At 38.5% G+C, this 24,357-nt stretch carries 23 protein-coding genes; 12 read left to right on the forward strand and 11 right to left on the reverse strand.

Annotated elements, in window-relative coordinates; genetic code table 11:
- Positions 1-8: 8 nt before the first annotated feature.
- Both WH188_RS11660 and WH188_RS11665 read left to right on the forward strand, forming a co-directional pair.
- A complete protein-coding gene (locus WH188_RS11660) occupies positions 9-3,215 on the forward strand; it encodes a SusC/RagA family TonB-linked outer membrane protein (RefSeq protein WP_339424003.1) in 3,207 nt (1,068 codons plus the stop codon).
- Between the two features lie 13 nt (positions 3,216-3,228).
- Positions 3,229-4,593: a RagB/SusD family nutrient uptake outer membrane protein gene (locus WH188_RS11665; RefSeq protein WP_339424004.1), complete on the forward strand. Its 1,365-nt coding sequence runs from the start codon at positions 3,229-3,231 to the stop codon at positions 4,591-4,593.
- 56 nt (positions 4,594-4,649) lie between these two features.
- Here the strand turns inward: WH188_RS11665 and WH188_RS11670 are convergent, their stop codons facing one another.
- The 3 genes from WH188_RS11670 to WH188_RS11680 form a co-directional block, all read right to left on the reverse strand.
- Positions 4,650-5,030 (reverse strand): hypothetical protein, encoded by a 381-nt coding sequence (locus tag WH188_RS11670; RefSeq protein ID WP_339424005.1) that lies wholly within the window; start codon positions 5,028-5,030, stop codon positions 4,650-4,652.
- 119 nt (positions 5,031-5,149) lie between these two features.
- Positions 5,150-5,758 (reverse strand): MauE/DoxX family redox-associated membrane protein, encoded by a 609-nt coding sequence (locus WH188_RS11675; RefSeq protein ID WP_339424006.1) that lies wholly within the window; start codon positions 5,756-5,758, stop codon positions 5,150-5,152.
- A 22-nt stretch (positions 5,759-5,780) separates the two neighbouring features.
- Positions 5,781-5,999 carry a hypothetical protein gene (locus WH188_RS11680; RefSeq protein ID WP_339424007.1) on the reverse strand — a complete coding sequence of 73 codons (219 nt, stop codon included), beginning with the start codon at positions 5,997-5,999 and terminating at the stop codon, positions 5,781-5,783.
- A 390-nt stretch (positions 6,000-6,389) separates the two neighbouring features.
- Between WH188_RS11680 and WH188_RS11685 the strand changes: the two genes are divergently transcribed.
- Positions 6,390-6,917, forward strand: a complete 528-nt coding sequence (locus WH188_RS11685) for a hypothetical protein (RefSeq protein ID WP_339424008.1) — start codon at positions 6,390-6,392, stop codon at positions 6,915-6,917.
- 60 nt (positions 6,918-6,977) lie between these two features.
- Here WH188_RS11685 and WH188_RS11690 read toward each other — a convergent pair whose 3' ends face one another.
- The 4 genes from WH188_RS11690 to WH188_RS11705 all read right to left on the reverse strand — a co-directional run bounded on the left by WH188_RS11690 (position 6,978) and on the right by WH188_RS11705 (position 9,734).
- A complete protein-coding gene (locus WH188_RS11690; protein WP_339424009.1) occupies positions 6,978-7,970 on the reverse strand; it encodes an AraC family transcriptional regulator in 993 nt (330 codons plus the stop codon).
- Positions 7,971-8,057: 87 nt separating this feature from the next.
- On the reverse strand, positions 8,058-8,870 hold the full coding sequence (locus WH188_RS11695; RefSeq protein WP_339424010.1) for a hypothetical protein: 813 nt from the start codon (positions 8,868-8,870) through the stop codon (positions 8,058-8,060).
- Positions 8,871-8,934: 64 nt separating this feature from the next.
- Positions 8,935-9,507 (reverse strand): hypothetical protein, encoded by a 573-nt coding sequence (locus WH188_RS11700; RefSeq protein ID WP_339424011.1) that lies wholly within the window; start codon positions 9,505-9,507, stop codon positions 8,935-8,937.
- A gap of 26 nt (positions 9,508-9,533) precedes the next feature.
- Complete coding sequence (locus tag WH188_RS11705; RefSeq protein WP_339424012.1) at positions 9,534-9,734, reverse strand: hypothetical protein; 201 nt, start codon at positions 9,732-9,734, stop codon at positions 9,534-9,536.
- A 161-nt stretch (positions 9,735-9,895) separates the two neighbouring features.
- Here WH188_RS11705 and WH188_RS11710 point away from each other — a divergent pair, with 161 nt between their 5' ends.
- From WH188_RS11710 to WH188_RS11720, 3 genes are all read left to right on the forward strand, one after another.
- A complete protein-coding gene (locus WH188_RS11710; protein ID WP_339424013.1) occupies positions 9,896-10,663 on the forward strand; it encodes a LytR/AlgR family response regulator transcription factor in 768 nt (255 codons plus the stop codon).
- A 15-nt stretch (positions 10,664-10,678) separates the two neighbouring features.
- Entirely contained in the window at positions 10,679-11,737 is a 1,059-nt protein-coding gene (locus WH188_RS11715; protein WP_339424014.1) for a histidine kinase, read from the forward strand.
- A gap of 138 nt (positions 11,738-11,875) precedes the next feature.
- Positions 11,876-14,221 (forward strand): Ig-like domain-containing protein, encoded by a 2,346-nt coding sequence (locus tag WH188_RS11720; protein WP_339424015.1) that lies wholly within the window; start codon positions 11,876-11,878, stop codon positions 14,219-14,221.
- Positions 14,222-14,266: 45 nt separating this feature from the next.
- On the opposite strand, the gene WH188_RS11725 is transcribed toward WH188_RS11720, so the two are convergent.
- The 4 genes from WH188_RS11725 to WH188_RS11740 all read right to left on the reverse strand — a co-directional run bounded on the left by WH188_RS11725 (position 14,267) and on the right by WH188_RS11740 (position 17,485).
- Positions 14,267-15,076, reverse strand: coding sequence for a LuxR C-terminal-related transcriptional regulator (locus WH188_RS11725; RefSeq protein WP_339424016.1), 810 nt, complete (start codon positions 15,074-15,076; stop codon positions 14,267-14,269).
- 56 nt (positions 15,077-15,132) lie between these two features.
- Positions 15,133-15,891 (reverse strand): helix-turn-helix domain-containing protein, encoded by a 759-nt coding sequence (locus WH188_RS11730; RefSeq protein ID WP_339424017.1) that lies wholly within the window; start codon positions 15,889-15,891, stop codon positions 15,133-15,135.
- 387 nt (positions 15,892-16,278) lie between these two features.
- Positions 16,279-16,731 carry a lipocalin family protein gene (locus WH188_RS11735; protein WP_339424018.1) on the reverse strand — a complete coding sequence of 151 codons (453 nt, stop codon included), beginning with the start codon at positions 16,729-16,731 and terminating at the stop codon, positions 16,279-16,281.
- Positions 16,732-16,816: 85 nt separating this feature from the next.
- A complete protein-coding gene (locus tag WH188_RS11740) occupies positions 16,817-17,485 on the reverse strand; it encodes a hypothetical protein (RefSeq protein ID WP_339424019.1) in 669 nt (222 codons plus the stop codon).
- Between the two features lie 728 nt (positions 17,486-18,213).
- Here WH188_RS11740 and WH188_RS11745 point away from each other — a divergent pair.
- The 6 genes from WH188_RS11745 to WH188_RS11770 all read left to right on the forward strand — a co-directional run bounded on the left by WH188_RS11745 (position 18,214) and on the right by WH188_RS11770 (position 24,356).
- Positions 18,214-18,531 carry a hypothetical protein gene (locus WH188_RS11745; protein WP_339424020.1) on the forward strand — a complete coding sequence of 106 codons (318 nt, stop codon included), beginning with the start codon at positions 18,214-18,216 and terminating at the stop codon, positions 18,529-18,531.
- A 542-nt stretch (positions 18,532-19,073) separates the two neighbouring features.
- Positions 19,074-19,691 carry a fibronectin type III domain-containing protein gene (locus WH188_RS11750; RefSeq protein ID WP_339424021.1) on the forward strand — a complete coding sequence of 206 codons (618 nt, stop codon included), beginning with the start codon at positions 19,074-19,076 and terminating at the stop codon, positions 19,689-19,691.
- A complete protein-coding gene (locus WH188_RS11755; RefSeq protein ID WP_339424022.1) occupies positions 19,692-20,156 on the forward strand; it encodes a DUF5675 family protein in 465 nt (154 codons plus the stop codon). It abuts the gene before it with no gap.
- 91 nt (positions 20,157-20,247) lie between these two features.
- Entirely contained in the window at positions 20,248-20,550 is a 303-nt protein-coding gene (locus tag WH188_RS11760) for a hypothetical protein (RefSeq protein ID WP_339424023.1), read from the forward strand.
- Positions 20,507-20,704, forward strand: coding sequence for a hypothetical protein (locus WH188_RS11765; RefSeq protein WP_168127745.1), 198 nt, complete (start codon positions 20,507-20,509; stop codon positions 20,702-20,704). The genes WH188_RS11760 and WH188_RS11765 overlap by 44 nt, the downstream gene beginning before the upstream one ends.
- A 484-nt stretch (positions 20,705-21,188) precedes the next feature.
- Complete coding sequence (locus WH188_RS11770; protein WP_339424024.1) at positions 21,189-24,356, forward strand: SusC/RagA family TonB-linked outer membrane protein; 3,168 nt, start codon at positions 21,189-21,191, stop codon at positions 24,354-24,356.
- Position 24,357: the final 1 nt, after the last annotated feature.

Raw genomic sequence — 24,357 nt, forward strand, 5'->3', positions numbered from 1 at the left:
TAAACAGGATGAGAAGAATACTGTTCATGGTGTCATTTTTCTTTTGCACTGTTCAGGCTCAAGAAAATAAGCTTTTGATAATTCGAGGCACGGTGCACTCCAATGAAGACCGCAAACCCTTGGGAAATGTGACTATTTATTATCCCGGAGGAACAACAAAGTCTGGTCAAAACGGCGCTTTTTCTATTGGTGTCCAATCTCTTACCGATACACTGATGTTTAGCTCTGTTGGTTATTGGAGTAAGAAGGAAGCTGTTAGCAAGTTCTCAATGGGCACTCCTGTCTATTTGGAACGGAAAGTGAATGTACTGGAAGATGTTGTGGTTCATACCGGTTACCAGACTTTGAAGGCTAATGAAATAACAGGTTCGGTAGATGTTATCTCCAGTGAAATGCTGAATCAACAGATTGGCGGCAATATCCTGGATCGCCTCAAAAATATCACACCAGCTATCCGATTTGACAATCGAAAAACAGAGGATGGGGCTTTACAGAAGTTAAATTTTTCTGTTCGAGGACTCAGTACAATCAATGGACAGCGCGACCCATTGATTGTCTTGGATGGATTTATATATGATGGTAATATCGAAAATATTGATCCGAACAGTATTGACAATGTCACGGTACTCAAAGATGCGGCCGCAGCTGCTATTTGGGGAGCGCGGGCAGGGAATGGCGTTATCGTAATCAGCTCTAAAAAAGGATCGTTTTATTTAGCGCAGCCTAAGGTATCCTTTCATAGTACTTTACTGTTGCCTCAAAATCAAGATCTAAACAAGTTGTACCGACTTTCCAATAGTGAGTTTATCGGTATCGAAAAGATGCTGTTTGACCAAGGATATTACCGGTTTTATTTAGATTATGCTCCTTATAACTCTATGACTCCTGCTATTGATCTTTTTGATCAAAGAAAAAGTGGTTTTATTTCTGCTGCAGATTCGACGATAAGGATGAATCGAATGCTTGCCGAGAATGGAGCACAAAATTATATGGATCGTTTTTACCATCGCAGTTACAGCGATCAACACAGTCTGAATGTGCGTGGGGGTGGTGGGCGGAATGCGTATAGTTTTGGAGTTGGACATAATCGCAACCGTGCGGTCAATGACGCAAATAGCGATAAATTGAACATCAATATGTCCAATAGCTATAAGCCTATCGAAAAGCTACGATTAGATATCAATGTTTTATTTACCAACCAAAAAAATACGGCCGGTATGCCGGGATTTAATAGCCTAACTTATGGTGGTAAAAGGGTACCTTACATGCAGTTTTTAGATGGTGAAGGTAAGGAATTGGCTTTTGATAATTCTTCTAGAAAATCCTTTTTAGATCGACAATATCCCAATGGCTACTTGGATTGGGGCTATTATCCGCTTTCGGAGTATAAACAGGCTACAAATACCCGAAATATTAGGGAGTATAATTCTAGTGTAGCTCTGAATTATCAGCTTTTCAGTTTTTTGGAAGCTAATGTGGCCTTCCAATTGGCTAATCAGCAAGAAGAAGCGATTCAGATCAATTCATTAGACAGTTATGCTGCTCGGTATATGATCAACTCTTTCAGTATATATGATGCTTCAAACAATACGACCAAATACAATGTGCCTTTGGGTGGGATTAGAAATAATAGTTTCATCACAAGTATATCTAAGACATTTCGAGCACAGTTGAATTTTAATAGAAAAATAAGGAAGCTTCATATGATTGGTATGGTCGGTGCAGAGCGTAGCGCATATGATAATGACTATTCATCTTATTCGAGCTATGGTTATAATAAATTACCCGCTACGAGTGTTCCTGTCGATTTTGTTAATGCATTTCCATCAATACCCTTAAATTATCCGATGAATATTTCCGGAAGTCCAACTGCATTTACGGAAAGAAATCGATTTGTATCTGTTTATACTAACTGGAGTGCAATATGGAAAGATAAATATAGCATTTCTGGCAGCCTACGCCGAGATGGGGCGAATATTTTTGGGGCAAACACCAATGAAAAATGGTCTCCTCTCTGGTCTGTGGGAGGATCATGGCTGTTGAGTAAGGAAAGTTTTCTAAAATACGATTGGCTGGATTCCTGGCGTTTAAGGTCTACATATGGCTACAGTGGCAATGTGGACATACGGAAAACACCAGATCCGATTGCTGGTGCAGTTACGGCAAGATATACGAATCTGCCAGCTTTAAACCTGAGTGCACTCAATGACCCATCTTTGCGCTGGGAAAAGGTAAGTACGTTGAATTTTGGAATGGATTTTTCATTATGGAAAGGACGATTTACAGGAACTTTGGATTATTACATCAAAACAGGTAAGGATCTCTATGGCCCTACTGAATATGATTATACCAATTGGGGAAAAGCCTTTACGGTAACCAAAAATGTGGCTAGTATGCAGGGCAGAGGGTTGGATCTGAACTTAAATGTCGTAATAATCAATGCAGCATTTAAATGGAATTCAAGAACGATTATGAGCCTGAATCGTAATAAAACAACCGCATACTATTTAAATACGAATCGTAATATTCATGCCTTTATTGGAGATGGTAATAATATGAGCCCTTATGTGGGTAAACCATTATATGCTGTGGCTGGTTATACCTGGATGGGGTTAGATGATCAGGGTAGAGCACAAGGAAATTTAAATGGAAACGCAAGTACAGACTATTTTGCTCTCTGGAACGATGTGATTAAGAATGGCGAAAATAGCACTGCAATACAATTTTTTGGATCTTCCAGACCACAGGTGTTTGGAAACTGGATCAATACTTTTTCTTACCGTAATGTGGATCTCAGTGTTAATATCAACTATTTGGGTGATTATTATTTTAGAAAGCCAACGACGCGAACAACTTCTTTATTTTCTTCAGGTACTGTATATCCCGATTATGAAGACCGCTGGCAAGTGGCAGGTGATGAGTCGCGGACTAATGTGCCTGCAATGGCTTTCCCGGCGAGCTCGGATGGAGAACCATTTTATGAAAATGCAGATTTCAATATCCTGCGGGCAGACCATATTCGTTTGGCCTATATTTCGGCATCGTGGAATAAAAAATGGCATCTTGGAAATAAGTATTTAAATACCCGATTGTTTGTGAATGCTTCGGATCTAGGTGTTATCTGGACAAAAAATAAGGAAAATATAGATCCCGAATTTCCGTATCAATTAGGCCCAGCTAGGACTTATTCTATTGGTATTCAGGTGGATTATTAAAAAAAAACGTATCATGAATAATAAATATATAATATTAGTTGGCATCTGGGCTATATTGGGGCTGAGTATGCTGTCCTGTGATCAATATTTAGATGTGCAATCCGATAGTCGCCTGGTCATACCAAATGGCATTGATGACCTGCAGAAATTATTAGATAATAACATGGAAATGAACTATCAGAAGGGAGGTAAAATCGAGGAGATCACGGATGATTATAGCCTAACATCTGCAAATTATGCGCTATTACGTGACCAAGAAAAATTAGCCTATATGTGGAAACCTTATGAAAGCTTAAACAATATGGACTGGGCTAGGTCATATAGTGTGGTTTACAATGCAAATCTGGTGCTGGATCGTCTGTCTAAAGTGGCCCGTACTAAAGAAAATGCTACTACTTGGGATAAGGTCAAGGGAACGGCACTGTTTTATCGGGCTAATCAATATTTATCGCTTTTATGGATTTATGCGCCAGCTTACAGCAAAACGACATCTCAAGATGATTTAGGTATCGTGTTGCGAAACACTTCGGATTTTAATGTGAAGTCAGCTAGATCTACAGTAGAGGTAAGTTATCGAAATGTAATAAACGATTTAAGGCAGGCTGCGGAATTGATGCCCGAACATTCTGTTCATGTATTACAACCCAATGTGAAAGCGGTATACGGTGTTCTTGCGCGTACATATTTGTCTATGGCGCGCTACGACTCGGCATATTTTTATGCCGATTTAGTGCTGGGTGATAATCCTAAGCTATTGGATTATAATCAACTCGAAGATGTTAAGCTTAACAATGATTATCCATTTATGGCCTTTAATAAAGAAACTGTATTTTATGAAGAGATGAATTTTACTGGATTTTTGTCTCAAAATAATATTAATATTCCAGCATCAGTTTTGCAACTGTACGAAACCAATGATCTGCGGAAAATGACGTTTTTTAAAAGCGGGACTGGTGGAGATATGACTTTTAAAGGGAATTATTCGGGTTCTAATGCATGGTTCTGTGGTCTAGCGAATAATGAGTTATTATTGATCCGAGCTGAAGGTGCCTCACGTCAGGGAAATTTGGTAGTTGCTCAAAATGATTTAAATAGACTGTTAGAAAAAAGGTACGCTACAGGTACTTATATTCCATACGTTTTTGCTCATAAAGATGTTGCCGTGAATACGATCTTACTGGAACGGAGGAAAGAGCTTTTATTTCGGGGATTGCGCTTTAGCGATATAAAACGGCTCAATGTGGTGGGTAATGGTATCGTCTTGAATAGAACGGTAGAGGGTACAGCTTATCAATTGAATCCTAATGATAAACGTTATGCCCACCGTTTGCCGGATGATGTGATTCGGCTCTCGGGAATACTTCAGAACCCTTACTAAAACACACAATGCCCGACATCATGTCGGGCATTGTGCTTAAAATGATTTAAATCCTCTTAATTTCTGTTAGTAATTGTTGGATTTGGTGTTCCCGAGCCACTAGCGCGTTGCGGAACGAAACCAGGTCCAGCTGCACCTGGAACTGCTATTAAATTTACTTTAGCAGGATCCAGCTGAGCACCGATGAGATCGGTATTTTCAACTGATATCATACAGGCTAAATTATTGCCACTGCATGATTGTCCATTTGAAGTAGTTGTCCATTTACTTTCATCTGCGACCTCAGCTGAATTGGCTGGATTTCCATGAAAATATACGGGCACAGAAACCAATGCTTTTGTCTCAACACTGCTAATTTTATAAGCAGAAAAAGTGATTACTGTTGCGACAGCTATCATAGCCAGCGCGTATTTTTTGAATATGTTTTTTATGTTCATTTTTCAGGTTTTTATTTCACGTGGTGGAAAAAAAACACGGTAAAAAAAAGTTATGTTAAAAATTGTAATTCATAATTGTTGCCTCTGTCGGTATATGATTTTGGCGGTTTTAATTGGTGTCAAAATACTTTAAATTGATACACCTGACTACTGGGGAAGGTGTTCATTTTCTGGGCCATCACAAATGCATTTGTTTTCACCCCGAATGGTCTGCTCTGTACTGTGCCGATTGAGATTAGGACTAGATACATGAAAAACAACCGCACGCTTTTGCTGTATCCCTCGCTATCACCTGGGGATAATAAAGCAGGACGAAGTATTAACAACCCGAATATAGATATGCTCAATAAGACAATGTTTACAACCAGATGCCACTCCCAGGACATTTCATTAAAGATGGACGAACAGGTACATGGACGCTTTTCATAAACTCCAGCTACGCCCAGACCGATAAAGATAGTAAAAGCCGATAGAAGTAAAATAGAACCCCAATAACCTAACCGCTGCATTTTGTTACTTCGAAAAGCCAGCAAGATACCGGTGAGTATTTCTAGCAGTGGTACCAGCCAAAATATAATGCCTATCGACCAGTCAGGCAATGGTTGCTGCTGCAAGGAAATCCTAAAGTTCTGCCAGCTCCATGCTTTCTCCAAACCAACAAACAAACAAAAGATGATCAAGAAAATACTGATGCTCTTACCGATGATATTTTTTACCTTGTTGTTCATGTTTCCTTATTTTTATTTTCGCTTAACAGCTTCCTTGTTTGTGATTTGGCGCGCTGCTATTTTCTATATAATACCACTGTGGTGTTTTCAGTAAATCCACAACTGCTTCCCGCATATCGTGAGCTTGATTTTTTAATACCTCTTGTGAGAAACGATTGATACTAACAATTGAAATAACCAAATATATCAGTCCAATGGCTACAATTAGGTATGGGTTATATCGTTTAATTAGAATTTTCATTACTACTTTGTTTTTGTTTGCATCTTTACTCAAAGGTAGCGCGTACCGGAAAATTCTATTTCGGCGATTGACATATTTTGATTTCGGAATTTTTTATTGTAAAGGTTAAGGTGCTAGAAGGTGAAAAGGTTATTTGGTTAGAAATGACAGTCACTTGATCACTTGTCACTTCGTTACTGATTAAGAGGTTAGCGGGTTAGTCGGTTAGTTCATAGTAGTTAGATTGTTCGTGTTGGATTTGGTTAAAATCAAATATGGAGTTGTCCTTAAAATAGGGTGGTTTTTAAGGTGAGATTGTGGTTCTTACGTTTTTTATAACTATGATAAGATGTTGCGCGAATAATTAAAAATATTTAACTTTCCTTAATTAATAACCAATCTATAAAATCAATGAGAAATTATCTAGCCTTAATGATCTTGTCTTTGTTTGCTGTTCGCGCTTCTGCACAAACTGATCTAGTAAAAGAATTGAAAATAGTAAAAGGCCAACTTCAAGAACAGGTACAACGCAATGACTATTTAAAAGATGCATTAGCGCTGAGGGAGGGTGCGCAAGAACTAACTGCCGATGATATTACCATTAAACTTACCCGCGTGTACATGAAGGAGAGTAAAGTATGTGTCGAGGGCTTAGTAAAATATATAGGCGATGGCGATCAGGTGATCCAGTTTTCAGATCAGGACCTTGTCGATCCAAAGGGTAATCTATACAAAAGCTATAACGCTGGCCCTCTAAATGAACCGACAGGAACGTTGCATATTGCGCATGCTATTAAAGATATCAATTATGGTTTCATTGTTATATTTGATGAGATAAAAGAAAAAGTACCCGATATCAGCTTATTAAGTTTAAGGCTGAGCGGTAGAGGTGCCAGCGGAATACCTTTTAACTTTAAAAGTGTAACTGTGAAGTGGTAGCTCAATTTTAAAAGCTGCAAAAGAGCCAATTATTGATCGTAATTGGCTCTTTTGCTTACTTTATTTTTTTTCTGTCAATATTTGTTGCTGATAAGCGCTCGGTCGTATGCCCACCCTCTTGAAGAAAAAATCGGAAAAACTGCTTACCTCGCTATAGCCACAATAAGTGGCTGTTTCACCTACAGTGTACAGGGCTAACTTTTCTTTCGCTTTGATAATAATAAGCTCGTGCAGGTACTGTTGCAGAGTCTGTTTGAAATACTCTTTGTGTACAGCAATGAGCCGTTTGTGTCCGATACTGAATTTTTCAGATAATCCACTTAGTGATAGATTGCTAAATTCTTGACTAACGAGGTCTTGTATAGCGCCTCGTACACGTTTAGCAAGATCTTCATTTGGATCAAGCCATTCATAACTTGTAAATTGTTTGAACTTAGCAATGTCAAATAGGATATAGAGCATTTTGATTATCTCGGCTTCATGACCGGAATGGTAATGAAAAAAAATCTCTTCTAATCGCTGGATCTGATAACTCGTTTTTTCTTTGATAGGCCAGATCGGGGTCTGGAATAATTTCTTTTTATCCCGTAATCGTGCGGTTCTAAATTCATAGAGAAAGCTATGTGAGGGAAAGATGTTAGCCCGAATAAAACCTACATCAATTAATAAACCATAGACAAGATAATGACCGTACTGAAGGTGGACCGAAAATTTTCCTTTTGGTACATAGGCGTACGTGCCATGTCCACCTGGTAGCTGAATATGATCTTCGCTCTTGTTGTTTTTGATAATAATTTGAGTAGGGGATTTGAAAGCATAAAGCAGATGAAAATCTGATTTTTCTGTTTTAAGTGGCAAGATACAGTCTGCTTCAGCATATGCTTCGATGCGGTACAGGAGTACTGAATGATAGTCCAGATAGGTCTCCATAAGCTGTACGTTTTCGGCTTCGTGCCTAACTGTAGTAGCATCGGGATGCTGTGGTAGAAAGTTGTGCATTGGTCCACTGAATTGTGCAACTTCGGGTATAGGGAAGTGATAGGTTTTGATCATTGATTAGGTGGTTAGTAGGTTAGATAGTTAGATAGGTAAAAGTTAGATGGTTAAAAAGTTAGAGGATTAGTAGGTTAGAGAGTTAGATTACTTCGTACCTCCTTTCGTTGTATTGATTGTCTCTTTCGCGATGGGCACCTGCAGCTTTGGCTTGGAGCGTTCAAGAGGTTTTATATTTGGCTTGGCGATATTCAATAAGGGATGGTTCCACGCACAGAGGTTGTACCAGATCATCAATAAGGCAAAATGGAGCAAACCCATACTCAGGGCTATGCCGATATGCATCAGGATGATACCATTGATAATGAGTGGTCGAAATGTTTTTTTTATGTATGCCAGTGGATAGCAGAGTTCCAGTAGTATGGTGATGATGCCTATAAGGATCCAAAGATATTCGTAACGATAAGCAGATAATGGGACCGAAAAGTAGCTGGCACCAATAGGCTGGTGGATAGCCTTCCATACCGCTTCGCCATTCCACCAGGTTTCGCCAAAGGCTTTACCGAGTCCTGCAAAGAAATAAACAACGGTGATCTGTAAACGGAAAAATGTGGTGCCAAGGTTTGTCAACCCTTGCCTTTTTAGTTGTAATGCTTGCCGGCCTCCAAACAGTAAACTGAAAAATAAACCTGTCTGCGCGAGATAGTCGACCCCATAACTCCACACACTGTTAGCAACAAAAAAGCTGTAATGTAAGATGAAAAGGCTGAGTGTAGGAAGAAATGTGTACGAATGAAAACACATGAATAATCCACTCAGGATGTATAATGCTGCAAATACATAGATCAGATCGGTGTTGATGATGAACATAGACCAGGGTAATTGATATTGCTGGATATGACTGGCTGATAAGAGATGATGCGAATAGAGCAATTCCAAATCTGGCCATAGCTGTATCATCTCGAGGCTCAATAGTAGTCCGATCCCTTTGGGCAACAGGTACATGCCCCATAGAACCGAACCATCAGAGGTGAGTTGTACTGCTTGTGCTTGCATACTGATAAAGCGAAACGTAAACGGTTTTTTGATGGTGATCTGATCGAAGTGCTGCTAAAGTTGGCGTGATCTTGGTTATTAGGGTGCTCACAATGCTATCTGAGGGATATTGTCTTATAAGTTCTTCCGTACCTAGCTGCACGGCCAGGCGGACACTTTCTTTAGCTTCTTCTTGACCTTTTTCTAAAAATATGGTACTCATATCGAGAAAACTTTGATAACGAATCCGCCCGGCTTCAGTACGGATGCCGGGCGAATTATAATAACTGTTGACCTTATTTGACTGGCAATGGATATGTATCTGGTAGCTATTGCCTATAGATGGGCTGTAAAAAGTATATCCGCCGTGAATACCTGTATAGGACGAGTAAAGACCTAAAAGACCCGTATTTATCAGTTTACCAAATGGGACATGTAGATGTGCGAATCTTTCTGACTTTGGAAGGTGCTTATATAGATGCCCAAAATTGGTGTCAATAACGATACTGAAATGGATAGCACATAAACCATACAGTAACCTTCGGGTCCAACGTTGTTTCATAGGGTTTTGATGAAAATCTTATTGATTTACTTAATGTCTTTAGGTTTATCAGCGATGGTGAAAATTTTGGTTTTGAGTCCATCTTTTATCGGCTCGTCCAATGTCGATAGTGCTACAGTTACGATAGGCTCGGCTTTCGCAGGTGTTTTTTCTTTTTTTGTCAAGTGAACTGTACTGATCACTAAAGCAGTGGCTGCCATGATCGTCAGGTTTTTGTTGTATTTCATCTTCTAGAATATTGATTTGTCGGAGACCAATATCCCTAATTTCATCTATCAATTAAATAGTAACTATTTATATACTATGTTATACTATTTTTCATTGTTTAAATATTTTTTATTACATTACGGGTTAATAATTATATTTCCAGTTATATTACACTTATTTTATGAGTCTACACCGCGTTATTATTATTGATGATGAGTATTTGGTGCGTTGCGCAATTGAAGATAAATTGATTGAAACGGGATTATTTGAAATCACTGGTTCGTTTGATAGTGTATCACAGGCGCATAAGTTTTTAAGAACACAAAACCGCCTGTTAGATTTCATTTTCTGTGACATCGAGATGCCTGATGTCACGGGTTTAGAGGCAGCAACGCTATTAAAGTCGTACTGCTTTTATTTTGTCTGCTGCACCGGACATCAAAAATATACATTGGAGGCATGGAAGCATTTGGTGGATGCCTTTTTGGTAAAACCGATCGCAGATGATCTGCTCCTGGCATTGGTGGATAAATATCGTCGTATGATGCGAAATGCGGGTAAACCTAAATTGGACTATCTCATGATGGATCAATTGCCGGAAAATAATCAGCAGGAAATGGGTAAGCGGGTGCGTAGCTTCATCAAGATCATGATCGATGATGTGAGGTACTTACAAAAATCGGGTAATTATCTGTATGCCTATGGTCAAAATGAAAAGGGTCTACTGGTTAAAATAGCAAGAACGGCGAGTACCGTTAAGGATTTTAAAGAAAAATATTGGTTTTTAGAAAATCTGATCTGTATCAATCAATCTGAGATTGTTAATATGGACTATGTGAAGCATTATGAAAACGAGAAACTGACTGTTGGCAATGAGATCCTTGTAGTCTATAATCTGGGAAAGAAGGACGTCGCTTCCTTTTTTGCAAAGCATGACCCTAATTATTAATCTGTTAATTCTTGCATGCATAGACAGCGAAAAACATATCTTATTGGGGAAGGCTTGCTTGCGGGGGTTTCCATTATATTTTTAGCGATCTACTTTTTTTTGGTAGTGCCCGATTATTTCAATGGTGCGTTGGATTTTGTTTTTTTATGCCTCACGTATTTTTCGCTATATTTTAGTTCACGCTATATTCTGATACCATTCGTATCTAAACTTTACCGACCTCATATTATTTTCTTGGCTATCGGTTTTTTAGTGCTCTATGCGCTGATTCTTATTATTGTATTAGGTGGGAGCTGGTTATGGGGTGGATTGGAATGGTCTGAAGATGAGTGGGATATTGAAAACTTCTGGCATGTATTTGTGATTTTCCTCTTGCCCTGTATCGTTGGGATATGTATGTATATCTGGAAGGTTGGGTTCGGGGATTGGAAGTTGCTGCAAGAATCGACGATGCTCTATGATCTGTTACTGAAAGCGTATTCATTATTGAAAGTGCAGTTGCTACAGCAAGAGCTTTCGCCACATTTTCTCAATAATACGTTGACCATCATCCAGCCATTGGTCCGCCGTGATCCTCAGGCTGCCATAAATGCAATGGAAAGGTGTAATCGGATTTTTAGGTTTTATATGATGCATCACGGTAAAAAACTGATCGCTTGTCAAGATGAACTGGATCAGGTGGAACTGATCCGGCAGATTTATGAACTGCGAAAAGGGAAACCTATATCTCTGCAGATTAGGGGAGATGTGGCTTTTGTTTCTTCCATTTTGGTACCGCCCATGCTCTTGATCAATCTGGTTGAAAATGCTTTTCAATATGGTGACTTAGATAATCGGGATTTTCCTGTTTGCATTACGGTTGGATTAAATGACGAAACTATTGTTATGCTGGAAGTGATAAATAGTCTTTCCCAGGCACGCAGGGTCTCAACGGGTACAGGTACCTCTCAGCAGCGTACTAAAGATCTTCTAAAGCTATTGGACCCAGAGTCGGGTGTTATGGAAATAGAGATATCTGCCAAGATATATCGGGTGCGTATAGCGTTTGATATGGGACATATCATAGCTCTTTAAAAGAGGGTTACGATTTAGATATGTTAGACTTACTTGTTTTGATCTGTAGATGAGATAGCAGTAAAATACTCAATTTGAGGTATTGTATTCGGTATTAGTCCATATTAATTTTGACTATAAAATATAAGGGGCTAAATTATGAAAAAAAGATACTTATCTTTCCTAGCAGTAGGCGTCGTGTTATTTTTAATGTTGAGCTGTGATAAAAAAGAAGTAGCAGGTGAAAAAGAGGAGGAGAGTAAAACAGAAGAGCTTGAACAAAAATCGCGTGCCGAATTTAACAATAAGCAGATGCCTGGCGTGGCAAATGTTTTTATTTCTGATTTTCCAAAAGTGGGAGATAAACAACAGCTCTATACTAAAGCCGACTACCTCACAGGGCATCTCGCATATTATATTTCTCCTATTTCGGGAGATGATATCGGAACAGATCATCGGATCGTTTTTAGTGCCAATAAAGGTGATCAATGTGTCGTCGAATTGGACGAAAAGGAACAGTTAATTCGGCTCTACACGGAGCGCGAAGGAAAGCGTTTACCTATTCTGTTACAAGTAAAGCAACATGCGCTTAAAGAATTTGAATTACGTCTTTATAGAATAGATTGGGATAAAAAAGTGGAAGAGCTGGTGGGCAGTGTCTATTTAAGAAATGGTGAAACTGTGGGGGCGTACCAATCTGCTGCTCGTGCTGCCAGTACCCAACAGAAAGCTGCTGCAAAAGATACTTTGGGCTTTTATGGAATAAAACGTCCCAGTGGTCAAACCTCTAAAGCGGCGGCAACAGGAGATTTTTTGGTGTATATAAGTCAAGTGCTAGGTCCTATAGTAGATACTTCTAATAAGGGTATGGGCACGTTATCCAGTAATTTGGAACAGACGTCTGTCCTAGCGGATGCATTTGGATTTTTATGGTATGATTTAGGAACACTGACCACTGTGCTTGGGGATGCTGGTGCTGTATTCCCTGCTTTTCGTACAGATCCGTTATCAACGAGCGATCCGCTAAAAAGATTTCAATGGTATGATGGACAGGGAGCATTAGCTGTTAATCTTAAAGATTTGCAACTTTCTGCTATAATGAAGAGCTCGGTTCTTACATATGATGAAACGGCGCTTAATATTCCTATCAAATTGGTGGTGCAGGTGGAAGATAAAAATAAAAAACCGTTAATAGGAAATCCTGTATTTGTTGATTTTCGGGTAGAGTTGGAACAGGATGGGAAAAATAATATACTATCGCAGCAAACATTGAGTACAGACAAGGCAAATGGTATGGTCGAGATGCTTCTCAATGCGCAGCAGATTGCTGTTAAACCAAAAGCTGGAAGTGTATTGACTATATTTTACCGTCTAAGTGCACATGAGGGAACGGTATTTGACAAACAGCAGGTAATTATTGCGGATCAGCAACCCGCTCATATTACCCTGGTAAGCGGTAATGGACAGGAAGTGGATTGGGAAGAGAAAATGAAAGCACCTCTGGTTGTCAAAGTGACCAATAAAGCTGGCCAGGTACTCAAGAATGTGCGGGTTAAATGGAAGGTTCAATCGGTTTCTTGGGGAATAATTGTCGGCACACTAAGCGATACACAAGAGCTGACTGATGCTAATGGAACAGCAAAAACTTATTATACGGTAGGTAAGCAACAGGAAAAACCAGAAACGGTACTGGTGCAGGCCATCGGGACTGATGGGCAGCCCTTACCTCAGGTGTCAGCTACATTTACTTATAAACAGAAACGGAGAAATTTTACACTTGTTCAGCTAAAGTTTGAGGTAGACAGAACTGATATGAGTAAAACGAGTGTGATCCGAGAATGGAAAAGTGGAGATCAGGTTACGATCATGGAAAACGAAATGATTCCATTTAATATCAAAGAGAATGGCGTTTTATTGAGGCTGCCCGATGGAAGCCCGGCTCATTTTATACATTCTACAAAAGGTATTGTGCAGACTTCAAAATATGCTAATCGGACTTTTCAGTCAAAAGATATTGTACTAAACAATTGGGGCGTTACATTTTCAGATCCTCTTACAGGCCGTATGGATAGTGTAGTGATTAACCTGACTGTTAGTAACCAACTTTACAGAACTTTTGTCGGAAAAACGGTTCGGGTCGAAGGAGGTGGAAATCCAATACATGGTAACACTGGGGAAATGCTTACCTTTGCGTACCGAAGTGATGGTAAAGTGGAGATAAAGAGCAAGACCTATCCGACACATAATGTTATTACTACTTTTGCAACGCATCATATGGATACCTATGCACCGATCTATGGTTGTTCGGATAAAAATGGGGTAATGCCTTATACTATGAAAAGAGTGGTCGGTGTTATCACATCGCCAGCGGGACCTCCGATGGTTTATGGTATGAGTGCCACATTTCTCTTATTTACTGATGGAACTGTTAGACCTAATACTTTGGGAATAGGTTTTGATGCCTGTACGTTTAATGAGTATTGGAAGAGTGTGAAACTAGAGTGATAAAGACCGTTTAATCAAAACGGTCTTTTAGGTTAAATTTTTAATTTAAAATATCCACTGATCTAACGTTGTATTTATGATTTGAGTATAAATAAGTAGTCCGAGCTCGATACAGCGTTTTATCAGCGAGCTGCTGTTGCAGGTATCGGTTTTGCGGAGTATATTTTTGCGATGTACACGAACAGTTAACGATGATATCTCCAATTGCTGTGCAATCTCACTACTTGTCATTCCCTGTGCGATGTAAGGTAAAATCTGTAATTCCCGATTAGTTAAAATAAGACCTTTATTGTTTTGTAAAGGTGAGAGATCTATTTGATGGAAATCATTGCGGTCATTGAAACCCACTACGGTGGCCATGTAATTATTTGTCTTTGTTAGGTAGGATATATCGGTATGGATATTGAGGCTACGGACTACCCGATTTTCTTTATCTGTAATTAAGGTAATGGCTTGATGATGGAATAAATGATACGAACCGTCTGCCACCCGCATACGAAACCAATAACAAGATTTTAGTGAACGGAGATGTTCCGCCCCAATTTCTGACATTTTTTTAGAACAATGTTCCTCTGCTTTCATAACAAATGAAATATCATCAGGGTGGATAAGATTAATGATCTCTTCTAGATGATTAGGCATGGTCGTAAAGCCATGAATCTTAGTTATATTAGGATGCTGATATGTTATTTCCTGTCTTAAAATATCGATCAAATAATAATAATATTCGCCTGGAATAAAGATCTCTGAAATAAATTCAAGGATGGATATTTTGTCATCAGGAATTTCATCCGAAGAGAAAATCTCTGGGTATTTTTCCCAAATGGGAACTAGGCTATGTTCATTTGGTTTCATCTTTACAATTTTAATAAAGAATACCAACGTAAAAAATACCGCAATTGTGGTATTTTTTAAATCAGACCATATTCTATACTTTTTTTTATGAGAGAACCGCTATTTGACGTTTTTGTTTTTTTTAATAAATTTCTTCGATGAACTCTTACTGTTAGTGGCGAAATATAAAGCCTATCTGCGATCTGAGTGCTTGATAGTCCTTTAGCCAACAAGTGCAGCACTTCCATTTCTCGTTTGGAAATTTCTGGCTTCTGCTCTTCAGAACCATCTTTTGAAAGATTTATTTGATAATATTCATTCCCCCCTACAGGTTTAACAAGGACTATTTTATTGTTAGTACTGGTAATGTGATTGATATCTGTATGTATATTTAGAGCGGTTGTTATTCGGCCATCTTGATCTGCACTTATATGAATCGCCTGATGATGAAAGAGATGATATGGGCCTGCTGCTATTTTCATGCGAAAGCAATAAGATGTCCTATATAATGTCCCTTTTCCTAGTCCCATTTCATCCATTTTTAATAAGGTTGCTTTTTCAGCTTCAAAAACAAATTCCAGATCATCAGGGTGGATACAATCAATGATCTGCTTAACGGTGGTTGGATAGGATTTCATCCCAAGAACACTAAGCAAGTTTTCATGAATTTGATACAGGCTATAGTCTGCAACATTAATGACATAGTAATAAAAAGGTCCAATGGCCAGCATCTCTGCTAAATATTGACCGATCGGGATATTTTTTTGAACTTCATACTGATCGGTAATGGGATAGCTTTCCCAAAGGTTTGAAAGTAAGTGTGGTTGTCTTTTCATCTTCTCTCGGTTAAGGATTCAATTGCAAAGTGCATTCAAATTGGCATGAAGGAAGCTATTGGCTAAACATCGTTAATTCTTCTAGGCACGGCTAATAATGTTCTAAAAATAATGAAATATTGACATAAAGCAAAGTAGCCTTGAGAAGATTATATTTTTAAATAATATTGATGTAATAGACGGATTAACAGTTTGTTGATCTGTTTTGTTTTTTAGGTTGTAATAAAATTTTACATTAAACAAGTCTGCTTAATATTGTCTATTCTAAATAGAAGAGCGTAATTTGTTTTTTGATGAAAAGAATGAAAGTTAGAATTGTCAGGTTCGTCTAAACGAAAAAAGGTAGTTTCCATTTAGAAAACTACCGCAATTATTGATACATGAAGATTATTTTTTCAGATAGTAAGTATCTATCCATTTGATATCCTTTCCATCGTTCTTATATATGCCTTCTATTTTGAAAACGAGCTCTTCCTTAGTCAGTTTGATTAACGTGGACTGTTCATTATTAAATTTTAATTTATCGCCGGTTACTTTCCAGATAAAGGGTTCCGGATCAAAAGTTCCATCGTCCTCTTTCCATTGTTGAATACCTGTTCCGTCACTTTTAAACTCGGCCCATTCGCCTTCTTTTCCCATGTACGTCTCGGTTTCACCTGGAATTTCCTGACTCACATATTTGTTCAACTTCCATTTCCCCAAGATAGCTTGTTCGGTTTTTTCAGAATCGTTTTCATCTAATAGATCATTGTCTTTACCACAGCCAGTAAATAACAATAGCAACAGACACATTACAATAGGTAATAGATGTATTTTGCTTGTTTTGTCTTGTGTTTTCATAATTATTGTTTGATTTGGATATATTTATTCATACTTAATTGTGCCATTGATGATGAGGTGTTTGGACTTTTTCTTGGAAACGGGGCTAAAATCTAAAGGCTAAAAAGATACGGCTACCACTTAGTTTGATTTTCTCTTTGACCGTTATTTCTTGTTCTTCTAGGTCCTCAATGTCCAGGTTAAAACTATGTTTAGCAGTGCCCCAGCGTGTTTCGAATCCAATCCCAAATGCCCCATAGTTTGCGGATAAACCTGTAGTAAACATATTGCCAAAGCCGCCAGAGAACTCCTCGTCTTCATAAAGTAACGAATAAGAAGGAGCGTAGCGGACATGCCCAGACAGACTAAATCCATCCGTTAATCCGACATGGACTGATGGACCTACCTGCATACCGATTTCAGCTTTATGCGTTATATAATTTTCTGTTTCTGTCAAAATTTCACCAGGTTGTTCCTCATAAGTATACGTTCCCGTTTGTTTATATTGTGCATAGTTCAAATCAAGATATGTCCAGTCAATACCAAAATATAGCACTTTTGCTATAGGATCTTTATTGAGAAAAAATGTGCGACCACTGCTCAGTGAGGCTCCAAATTTACTTTTGATGTTTAATACGTCGCCCAAATTGCTGTTTGGTATGAGCTGTTGAGAAACATAGCCGATGTTGAAATATTTCTTCCCAGGTTTAGACTGGCCATCAGCATTTAAATAAACTAAACCGAAACTTGTTAATAAGAGTAAAATTCTTTTCATAGCTATAATTGATATAAATTATCCAAAGATAGATACAGGATAAAAAGGATAAAATACCGCATTTGGAGTATTTATCGTTTTGAGTTTGTCATGATGCTTTTAAATTTGTGATTTCATACATTATGGACCTTATGTAAGTGCAAATGGTGGAAAGTGAAGCAGATCATAACGGAATAATGTGCTCTAAAATATCCAAGCTGTGAATTTTTATAATTGTGTTATGTATTGTTAGTATTTAGTAAGTAGATAAAAGCGGCTTACTGCATTTCTTGTCTAAAGGTTAGAAAGGTAGTTCGTTTTTAATTATTATCTTAAAGGCAATTATAAACCTTTACCATATTACAATGGGCTTTCTTTAATTCTATCTTATGATTTAGCATATCACATTGCAAAGAACCGTTTTATTGTAGACAAGTAAGTTTTTAGTACTGTTTGAGGGTGACCTTAAAAAGAAGTGCTTTTTAAGGTCAGCTTGTAGTTCTTGTACTTGTTTTAAGGTCAGTTATTGAGCTCACCTTAAAAATGGGTGTTTTTTAAGGTGAGTATGTAGTTCTTGTCTAGCTGTAGTTAGTTTTTAATTATTATCTTAAAGGTAATTATAAACTTTACCATCCCGTTGGGATATTTCCATTGTTTTTAGGGGCTTGGCGGACCTTTGAACTTTTTTTTGCTTTCTAGGTCTAGGAAATTGCCCTACCTGTGCGCTGATGGTCTTAACTCAATAGACCATGAATTTAAGTATCTTATTACATACACTGATTGATAAAATTGAAAAACTAACAGAAGCTTTACTACTTATATGTAAACTGCTCTCTCTACTCACCGCTGCTTCACGAGGCAAAAAAGCCGAAACTAGTTCGCTGTCTGAACGCAAACTTTGGACACACCTTGATGTGATGCGTTACCTGAATATAAGCCTCTCCACCTATAAAAGACGGGTGAAGGAAGGTCTGCTTAAACCCATGACACTGACCGGGGACGACCGCTACTTTGAAGAAGATCTGACCGAGGCTATGGAACGAAGCCGCATAAAGGGTAAAGTTTAATGCTGCCGTTTCGCGCTATGGCACAAGGTCAATGACGGTGGCTTTACCTATTTCGCAACAGAGGGAAATGCTCTATGCAGTCGGGGAATCTACATTTTTATCAGACAATTTCATTTAATTGCCCTCCAGTATCATGTTGATCCTGGTAATAATCAATTTATTCATGAGGTGCCGATGGTGCGGATGGAAAAAATGAAAATGACGGGTAGGGAAATCAGACGCTCTTGTAAAATTAGGAGATGGACGGGCGACATTACACTTTTTCTCTTGGGCGATGCCGCTGTTATAGTTGCCAGATATGCTGCGCCATAGTGCGAAACATGCCTTTTTTTGAAATGCTCATATCAAATAAGATCAAATGAAATCAATACGACTCAATCTAGCTCAAAACTTCATTTTCGCTCGGTATCAAGATATGTTTGTCTTATTAAATAAGCTCGCGAGGAATATTTAATGTATTAATTAACAGATTTTTAAATGAATAGACTAATGGGTTAGAATAGTTTATTCAAGTAATTAAATGAAACATTATGGCAACAAAAATGAAGGCCCTGATCGGGTTTGCGAAAATGAGAGACGATGAATTGGTGATGTCCTGCAGAACAATAATCGGTGCAATGACCGGAAATCCCAAATACCCTAATCCGACGCCTGATCTCCTAGATCTGGAGTCAATTTTGGAAGATTTTATCACTAAGCTTGCGGTAGCTAGAAAAAGAGGATCGCCCGAAGATACTGCGCTTAAAAATGAAAGCCGGGAACCCTTAATCGTTGCGCTGCAACAGTTGGGTTATTATATAAACGGTGTGGCACAGGGGCATCTTTCAACCTTGCTTAGTTCCGGATTTCCAACGAACAGTGCATCGTTCGGTAATCAGGTACCGCTTAAAATCGATAATGTGAGGCTTTCGGATGGCCGCCAATCGGGACAGGTAAAACTGGAATTTGCTCCGCAGAAAATGGCAACCATCTATGAATACCGCTACCGGATCCGTGATGACTTTGAACAATTATGGGGTGATCGGTTTACGACGACCTCGTCGCGCGGCAATATCATTGCTCCTCTGGAAATCGGTAAATTTTACGAAGTGCAAGTACGTGCGGTCAACACGCAGGGTACTGGTGACTGGAGCGATGCGGCAAGTATACTGGTTCGATAGGTGATAAAAGTAGTACGAGCGAGACAGGGGAAGCAAAGTACCCTGTCTTACATTTTTGTCGATGGAGAATTTATCTGTTATGCACTAGAAGATGCCATTCGCGATGTAAAAATCAAAGGGGAAACGGCAATTCCAGCTGGTCAATACTCTCTGATTTTGAATGCCTATGGTGCCATGAATGCCCGGTATAAACGCCTGTTTCCAGAGTTTCACAAGGGCATGGTCGAAATCGAAGGAATTCCTAATTATAGCTATGTATATATCCATATCGGAAATAATATTGGTGATACTTCTGGTTGCATCCTGGTCGGTAACAGCTATGAATTGATCGATGGTGACTATGAATTACGAAAATCGAAGAAAGCATATATCTCTTTATATAAAATGCTGATCGACAAAATGGCATATGATGCAGTTTGTGTGCAAGTTGATAACCAAATGCTAGACAGTAACGGAGTAAGCTAGTAACGATGTTAGAGAGTGAGAAGGTTAGTAAGTGAGAAAGGTTTAACTAACTAACTAACCTTTAGCTTTCTAACCTTTTTAAAAAAAAACAATGAAAAAAATCATAAAAAAAATAAGCGGTGCTATACAGATCATCTTGCTGGCGCCAGTGAAGTTACCTGCTAAAGTGTTGAATGTCCTTAAATACATCGGACTTGGAATGGGTATTATTGAGTCTGTAATGGTAGAAGATGAAGAAGTCGCATCTGCGGCGAAAAATAATTCACAGGCACGCTCTTCAAATGGCCTTTTGGCTGGTACAGAAGATGATGTTGCCGGCGCTATAAAACCTCCAGATCGCATCGTAAAATATGACCTGGAAACTGGAAAGGAGATCTTGGATGAAACTGAATGATATCCGGATTTCGGCACTAGGGGGAACCATCTGCTCGATATGGGCAAGTTTTTCTTTTGGCGATCTTTTTCAGACAGCACTCCTCGCTGCGGTTGGGACAGTGGTGAGTTTTGTGACGAGTAGACTGTTGGGGACGTTAAAGAAACGCAAGTAATAGATAATGTAATGTTGCAATCAGCGACAAAAAAGTTATGTGTAACTTTTGTAAAGTTAATAAAAATTAATTTCAGTTTAATAATATGGCATAAATAAAAGGCATTCTCAATAGGGAGAATGTCTTTTATGTTTAAAGTTGATATTTTGTAATTAAAGTATTATTATTTAAATAATCAATAATAAGAGGTGTGTATAATTAAAACGCAATGGCTAAGTTATAGAGCGAAGTATTATGTTTTCTGAGTATTGATCATGCAGTCAAAATCGGGTTACGAGTTGGTAAAATCCGATTAGATTTTAGTTTTTTATACGGTAAATTTGTGTCACAGGGTTTGTAACTAATCAATTACATGCCGATACTAGCCGTTCCTCTGTCTACTATATTAGTGTACGATCATAAATTGACCAATTGAATTAACCTTCTGATATACAGGTTTTCTATTTTTTTAATTTGAACTCAATTATACCTTTATTAATAAATTATGAATATGCATGAACACCCTCAAAAAAAAATCCTGTACGGTATTTTAATTTTTCTGTTTTTGCTCAGTAGTCAGCTTTATGCGCAGCAGCAAAAAACTGTTTCTGGAGTCGTCAAAGATGCAAAGGGTGAGGCATTGGCTGATCTCAGTGTCTCAGAAAAGGGCATGGGAAACGCGACTAAAACTGATGCCGATGGAAAATTTTCGATCAAGCTCAAATCAACTAAGACCACGCTGGTGTTTAGTTATGTTGGTTTTCTCAAGCAGGAGAAGGAGCTAACTTCTGGAGACAATAACCTCAGTGTAATCATGAAGGAAGATGGTACTGGACTGGATGAAGTTGTCATCATGGGCTATCAGGATATACAACGTCGAAAAACAACCGGTGCAATTGCTACGGTAAAGGGGAAAGATTTTGAAAATACACCCTATGCAACTTTTGATGGCATGTTACAAGGTCGTGTTGCTGGATTGACAGTCCTCAGTACATCGGGCGAACCAGGAACGAATAATATTGTAAATATTCGCGGATCAAGTAATTTAGGTCTTGCAAACAATGCCATGCAAGCTCCTTTGTATGTCATAGACAATATTATTTATGATGTCAGTGATATCCAAGCTGCTTATGGGAATTCAAGTCCGCTCCAGGCAATCAATCCTAATGATATTGAATCTGTGGATGTATTAAAAGATGCTTCTGCCTCTTCTATATATGGGGCGCGGGCTGCCAATGGTGTCATTATCATCAAAACAAAACGACCAGCTACTGGAAAACCCGAAATACGAATTTCGGCTTATAATGGTGTTTCTGGTCGTCCGTCGATGAAACCGATCACAGTAGGAGCTGCCGAGCGCAGATTGAAATCTGCATTACTGTATCAAAGTGGAAACTATAATTGGTTCAATAATGGGACTATCAGCCAGATGTTGACCGATAGTTTAAATCCTTCTTTCAATAACAATACCGATTGGCAAGGCCTATTCTTACAATCTGCTAATATCAACAATGTAAATGTGAGTATTGGTGCTTCAATGGAAAAATTTTTGTACCGATTTTCTGCGCAACGTTACTACGAGGAAGGGGTCATGATGGGTTTTGAAAACGAAAATTTGACACCTAGGCTTTTGCTGCAAGTGAATCCTACGGATAATTTTCAATTTGAAACTAATCTTTTTGCTGGTTTTACAAAAGCAAAACACGGATCGGGCGATGATAGTAAGTACCCGTTCAATACTTGGGGTTTTCCGTCTTCATTCTATGAAATAACGGATGTGGAGAAATCGATATATACGGGAAGGTATGATGGATTGATGGATCGGGACAACTCGTTTAATTTGAATGGTAATTTTGCTGGTACGATGAAAAAATTCGTGTTTCAAGGATTGACCTTAAGGACACAGTTTTCTTTTAATATCAATAATAATACGCGCGATTTATTTAGACCTGCTCTGATCACCGGCAATCGTAATCTAGCCCAAAATTGGGTCAATCAAAATAAGCGTTGGGAATGGGAGACTTACTTTAATTATATAAAAAGTATCAACAATGTCCATAATATAAGTGCAGTGATCGGTACAGGTCTTGAACGGAATACTTCCAATCAATCATACTTAAGTGGAAGTAGTGACAACAGTGATTATATTAAAACGGTAAACAATATACCTTCAGGATCTGATTTATTTGGTTCCGCAAGTATAGAAGAAAGATCCCGAGTTTCATTTTTTGGACGGTTTAATTATGATTTTAAAGATAAATATCTGTTGTCTGCAAGTTATCGAATGGATGCATCATCTCGGTATAGTAAAGATAATAGATGGGGTATTTTTCCATCCATTTCGGGTGGCTGGGTGCTGTCTGAGGAACCTTTTTTTCAAGGATTGAAAGGTGCAATATCATTTTTGAAATTTAGGGGAAGTTATGGATTGACAGGTCGGGATCCAGGCTCGGTTTATGCCCGATACACCAACCTAACATTTGACAGTAACTATTTTGGTTCTGTCCTTGATAATGGACTCTCTGGTTCACAATTTACGTACAATGGGGTGAATGTTGCTTACCCCAACTATTCAAACTCCGCGACTTCCGCAACTATCAAGTGGGAGCGATCGCCACAGTTTAATATTGGATTAGACATGAATCTTTTGCGTGATCGTGTCACGGTTCAAGCTGATTTCTATGTGCGTGATTCAAAAGATTTGGTTTATGATTTGACCATGCCGGTTACCTCTGGTTATTCAACCATTTCAAATAATTTTATAAGTGTTAGAAATAGTGGTGTTGAATTAACGCTCATATCAAGAAATATGGCTCCAGGATCTCCATTTCAATGGACGACAAATTTCAATTTGGCTTATAACAAAAATGTTGTGACCAATTTGCCAGATGGTGGCAAGGAAATTAATGTGGGGCAGATTTTTATGCAGCGTGCTTTAAATGTTGGTCAACCGATTTACCCATTTAAAGTTTGGCAAGTGGATGGGGTATTTGCAACAGATAATGATGTACCCATCGATCCTTTGACCGGAAATAAATTGTTTGATGCTGGTAGGGGACAGTACTATCGGGCTGGCGATCCGAGACGAAAAGATGTGAATGGTGACTTTATTATTGATCATAATGATAAGGTCGACATGGGAAATCCAAATCCAGATTTTACAGGTGGTTTTATTAATCAATTTTCTTATAAAAATTTTAGCCTCTCTACTCTGATCAGTTTTGTATTTGGCAGAACACTTTGGAATGGTTATCTCTCAGATCGACTGCAAGATGCGGGTTCCGAATCTCTATATAACACTTGGGGAACAAATTCAGCCATAGCTGGCGATTTCAATATTGATGATTTTTGGAGGCCAAATGCTGGACAAAGTAAGTATCCAACATTATTTCGCAACTCAGTGGATAACTGGCATATCTCAAATGATACTTTTGTGGAAAATGCAAGTTTTGTGCGCTTGAAAAATATTCAATTGAGTTATACTTTGCCACAGAACTTGATCAAGAGACTTAAATTGCGCATGCTGCGGGTATATACTGTCGTGGACAATATAGCCGTAAAATCGTGGTCGTCAGTGCCCGATCCTGAAGCTGTTCAGCCTAATGGCTATTCTACAGGTAATGGTTATCCTATTCCAAAGAAGTGGACAATTGGTCTGGATCTAACCTTTTAAT

Origin of the sequence: Sphingobacterium sp. MYb388 (assembly GCF_037479535.1) — a bacterium.
Taxonomy (GTDB): Bacteria; Bacteroidota; Bacteroidia; order Sphingobacteriales; family Sphingobacteriaceae; genus Sphingobacterium; species Sphingobacterium anhuiense.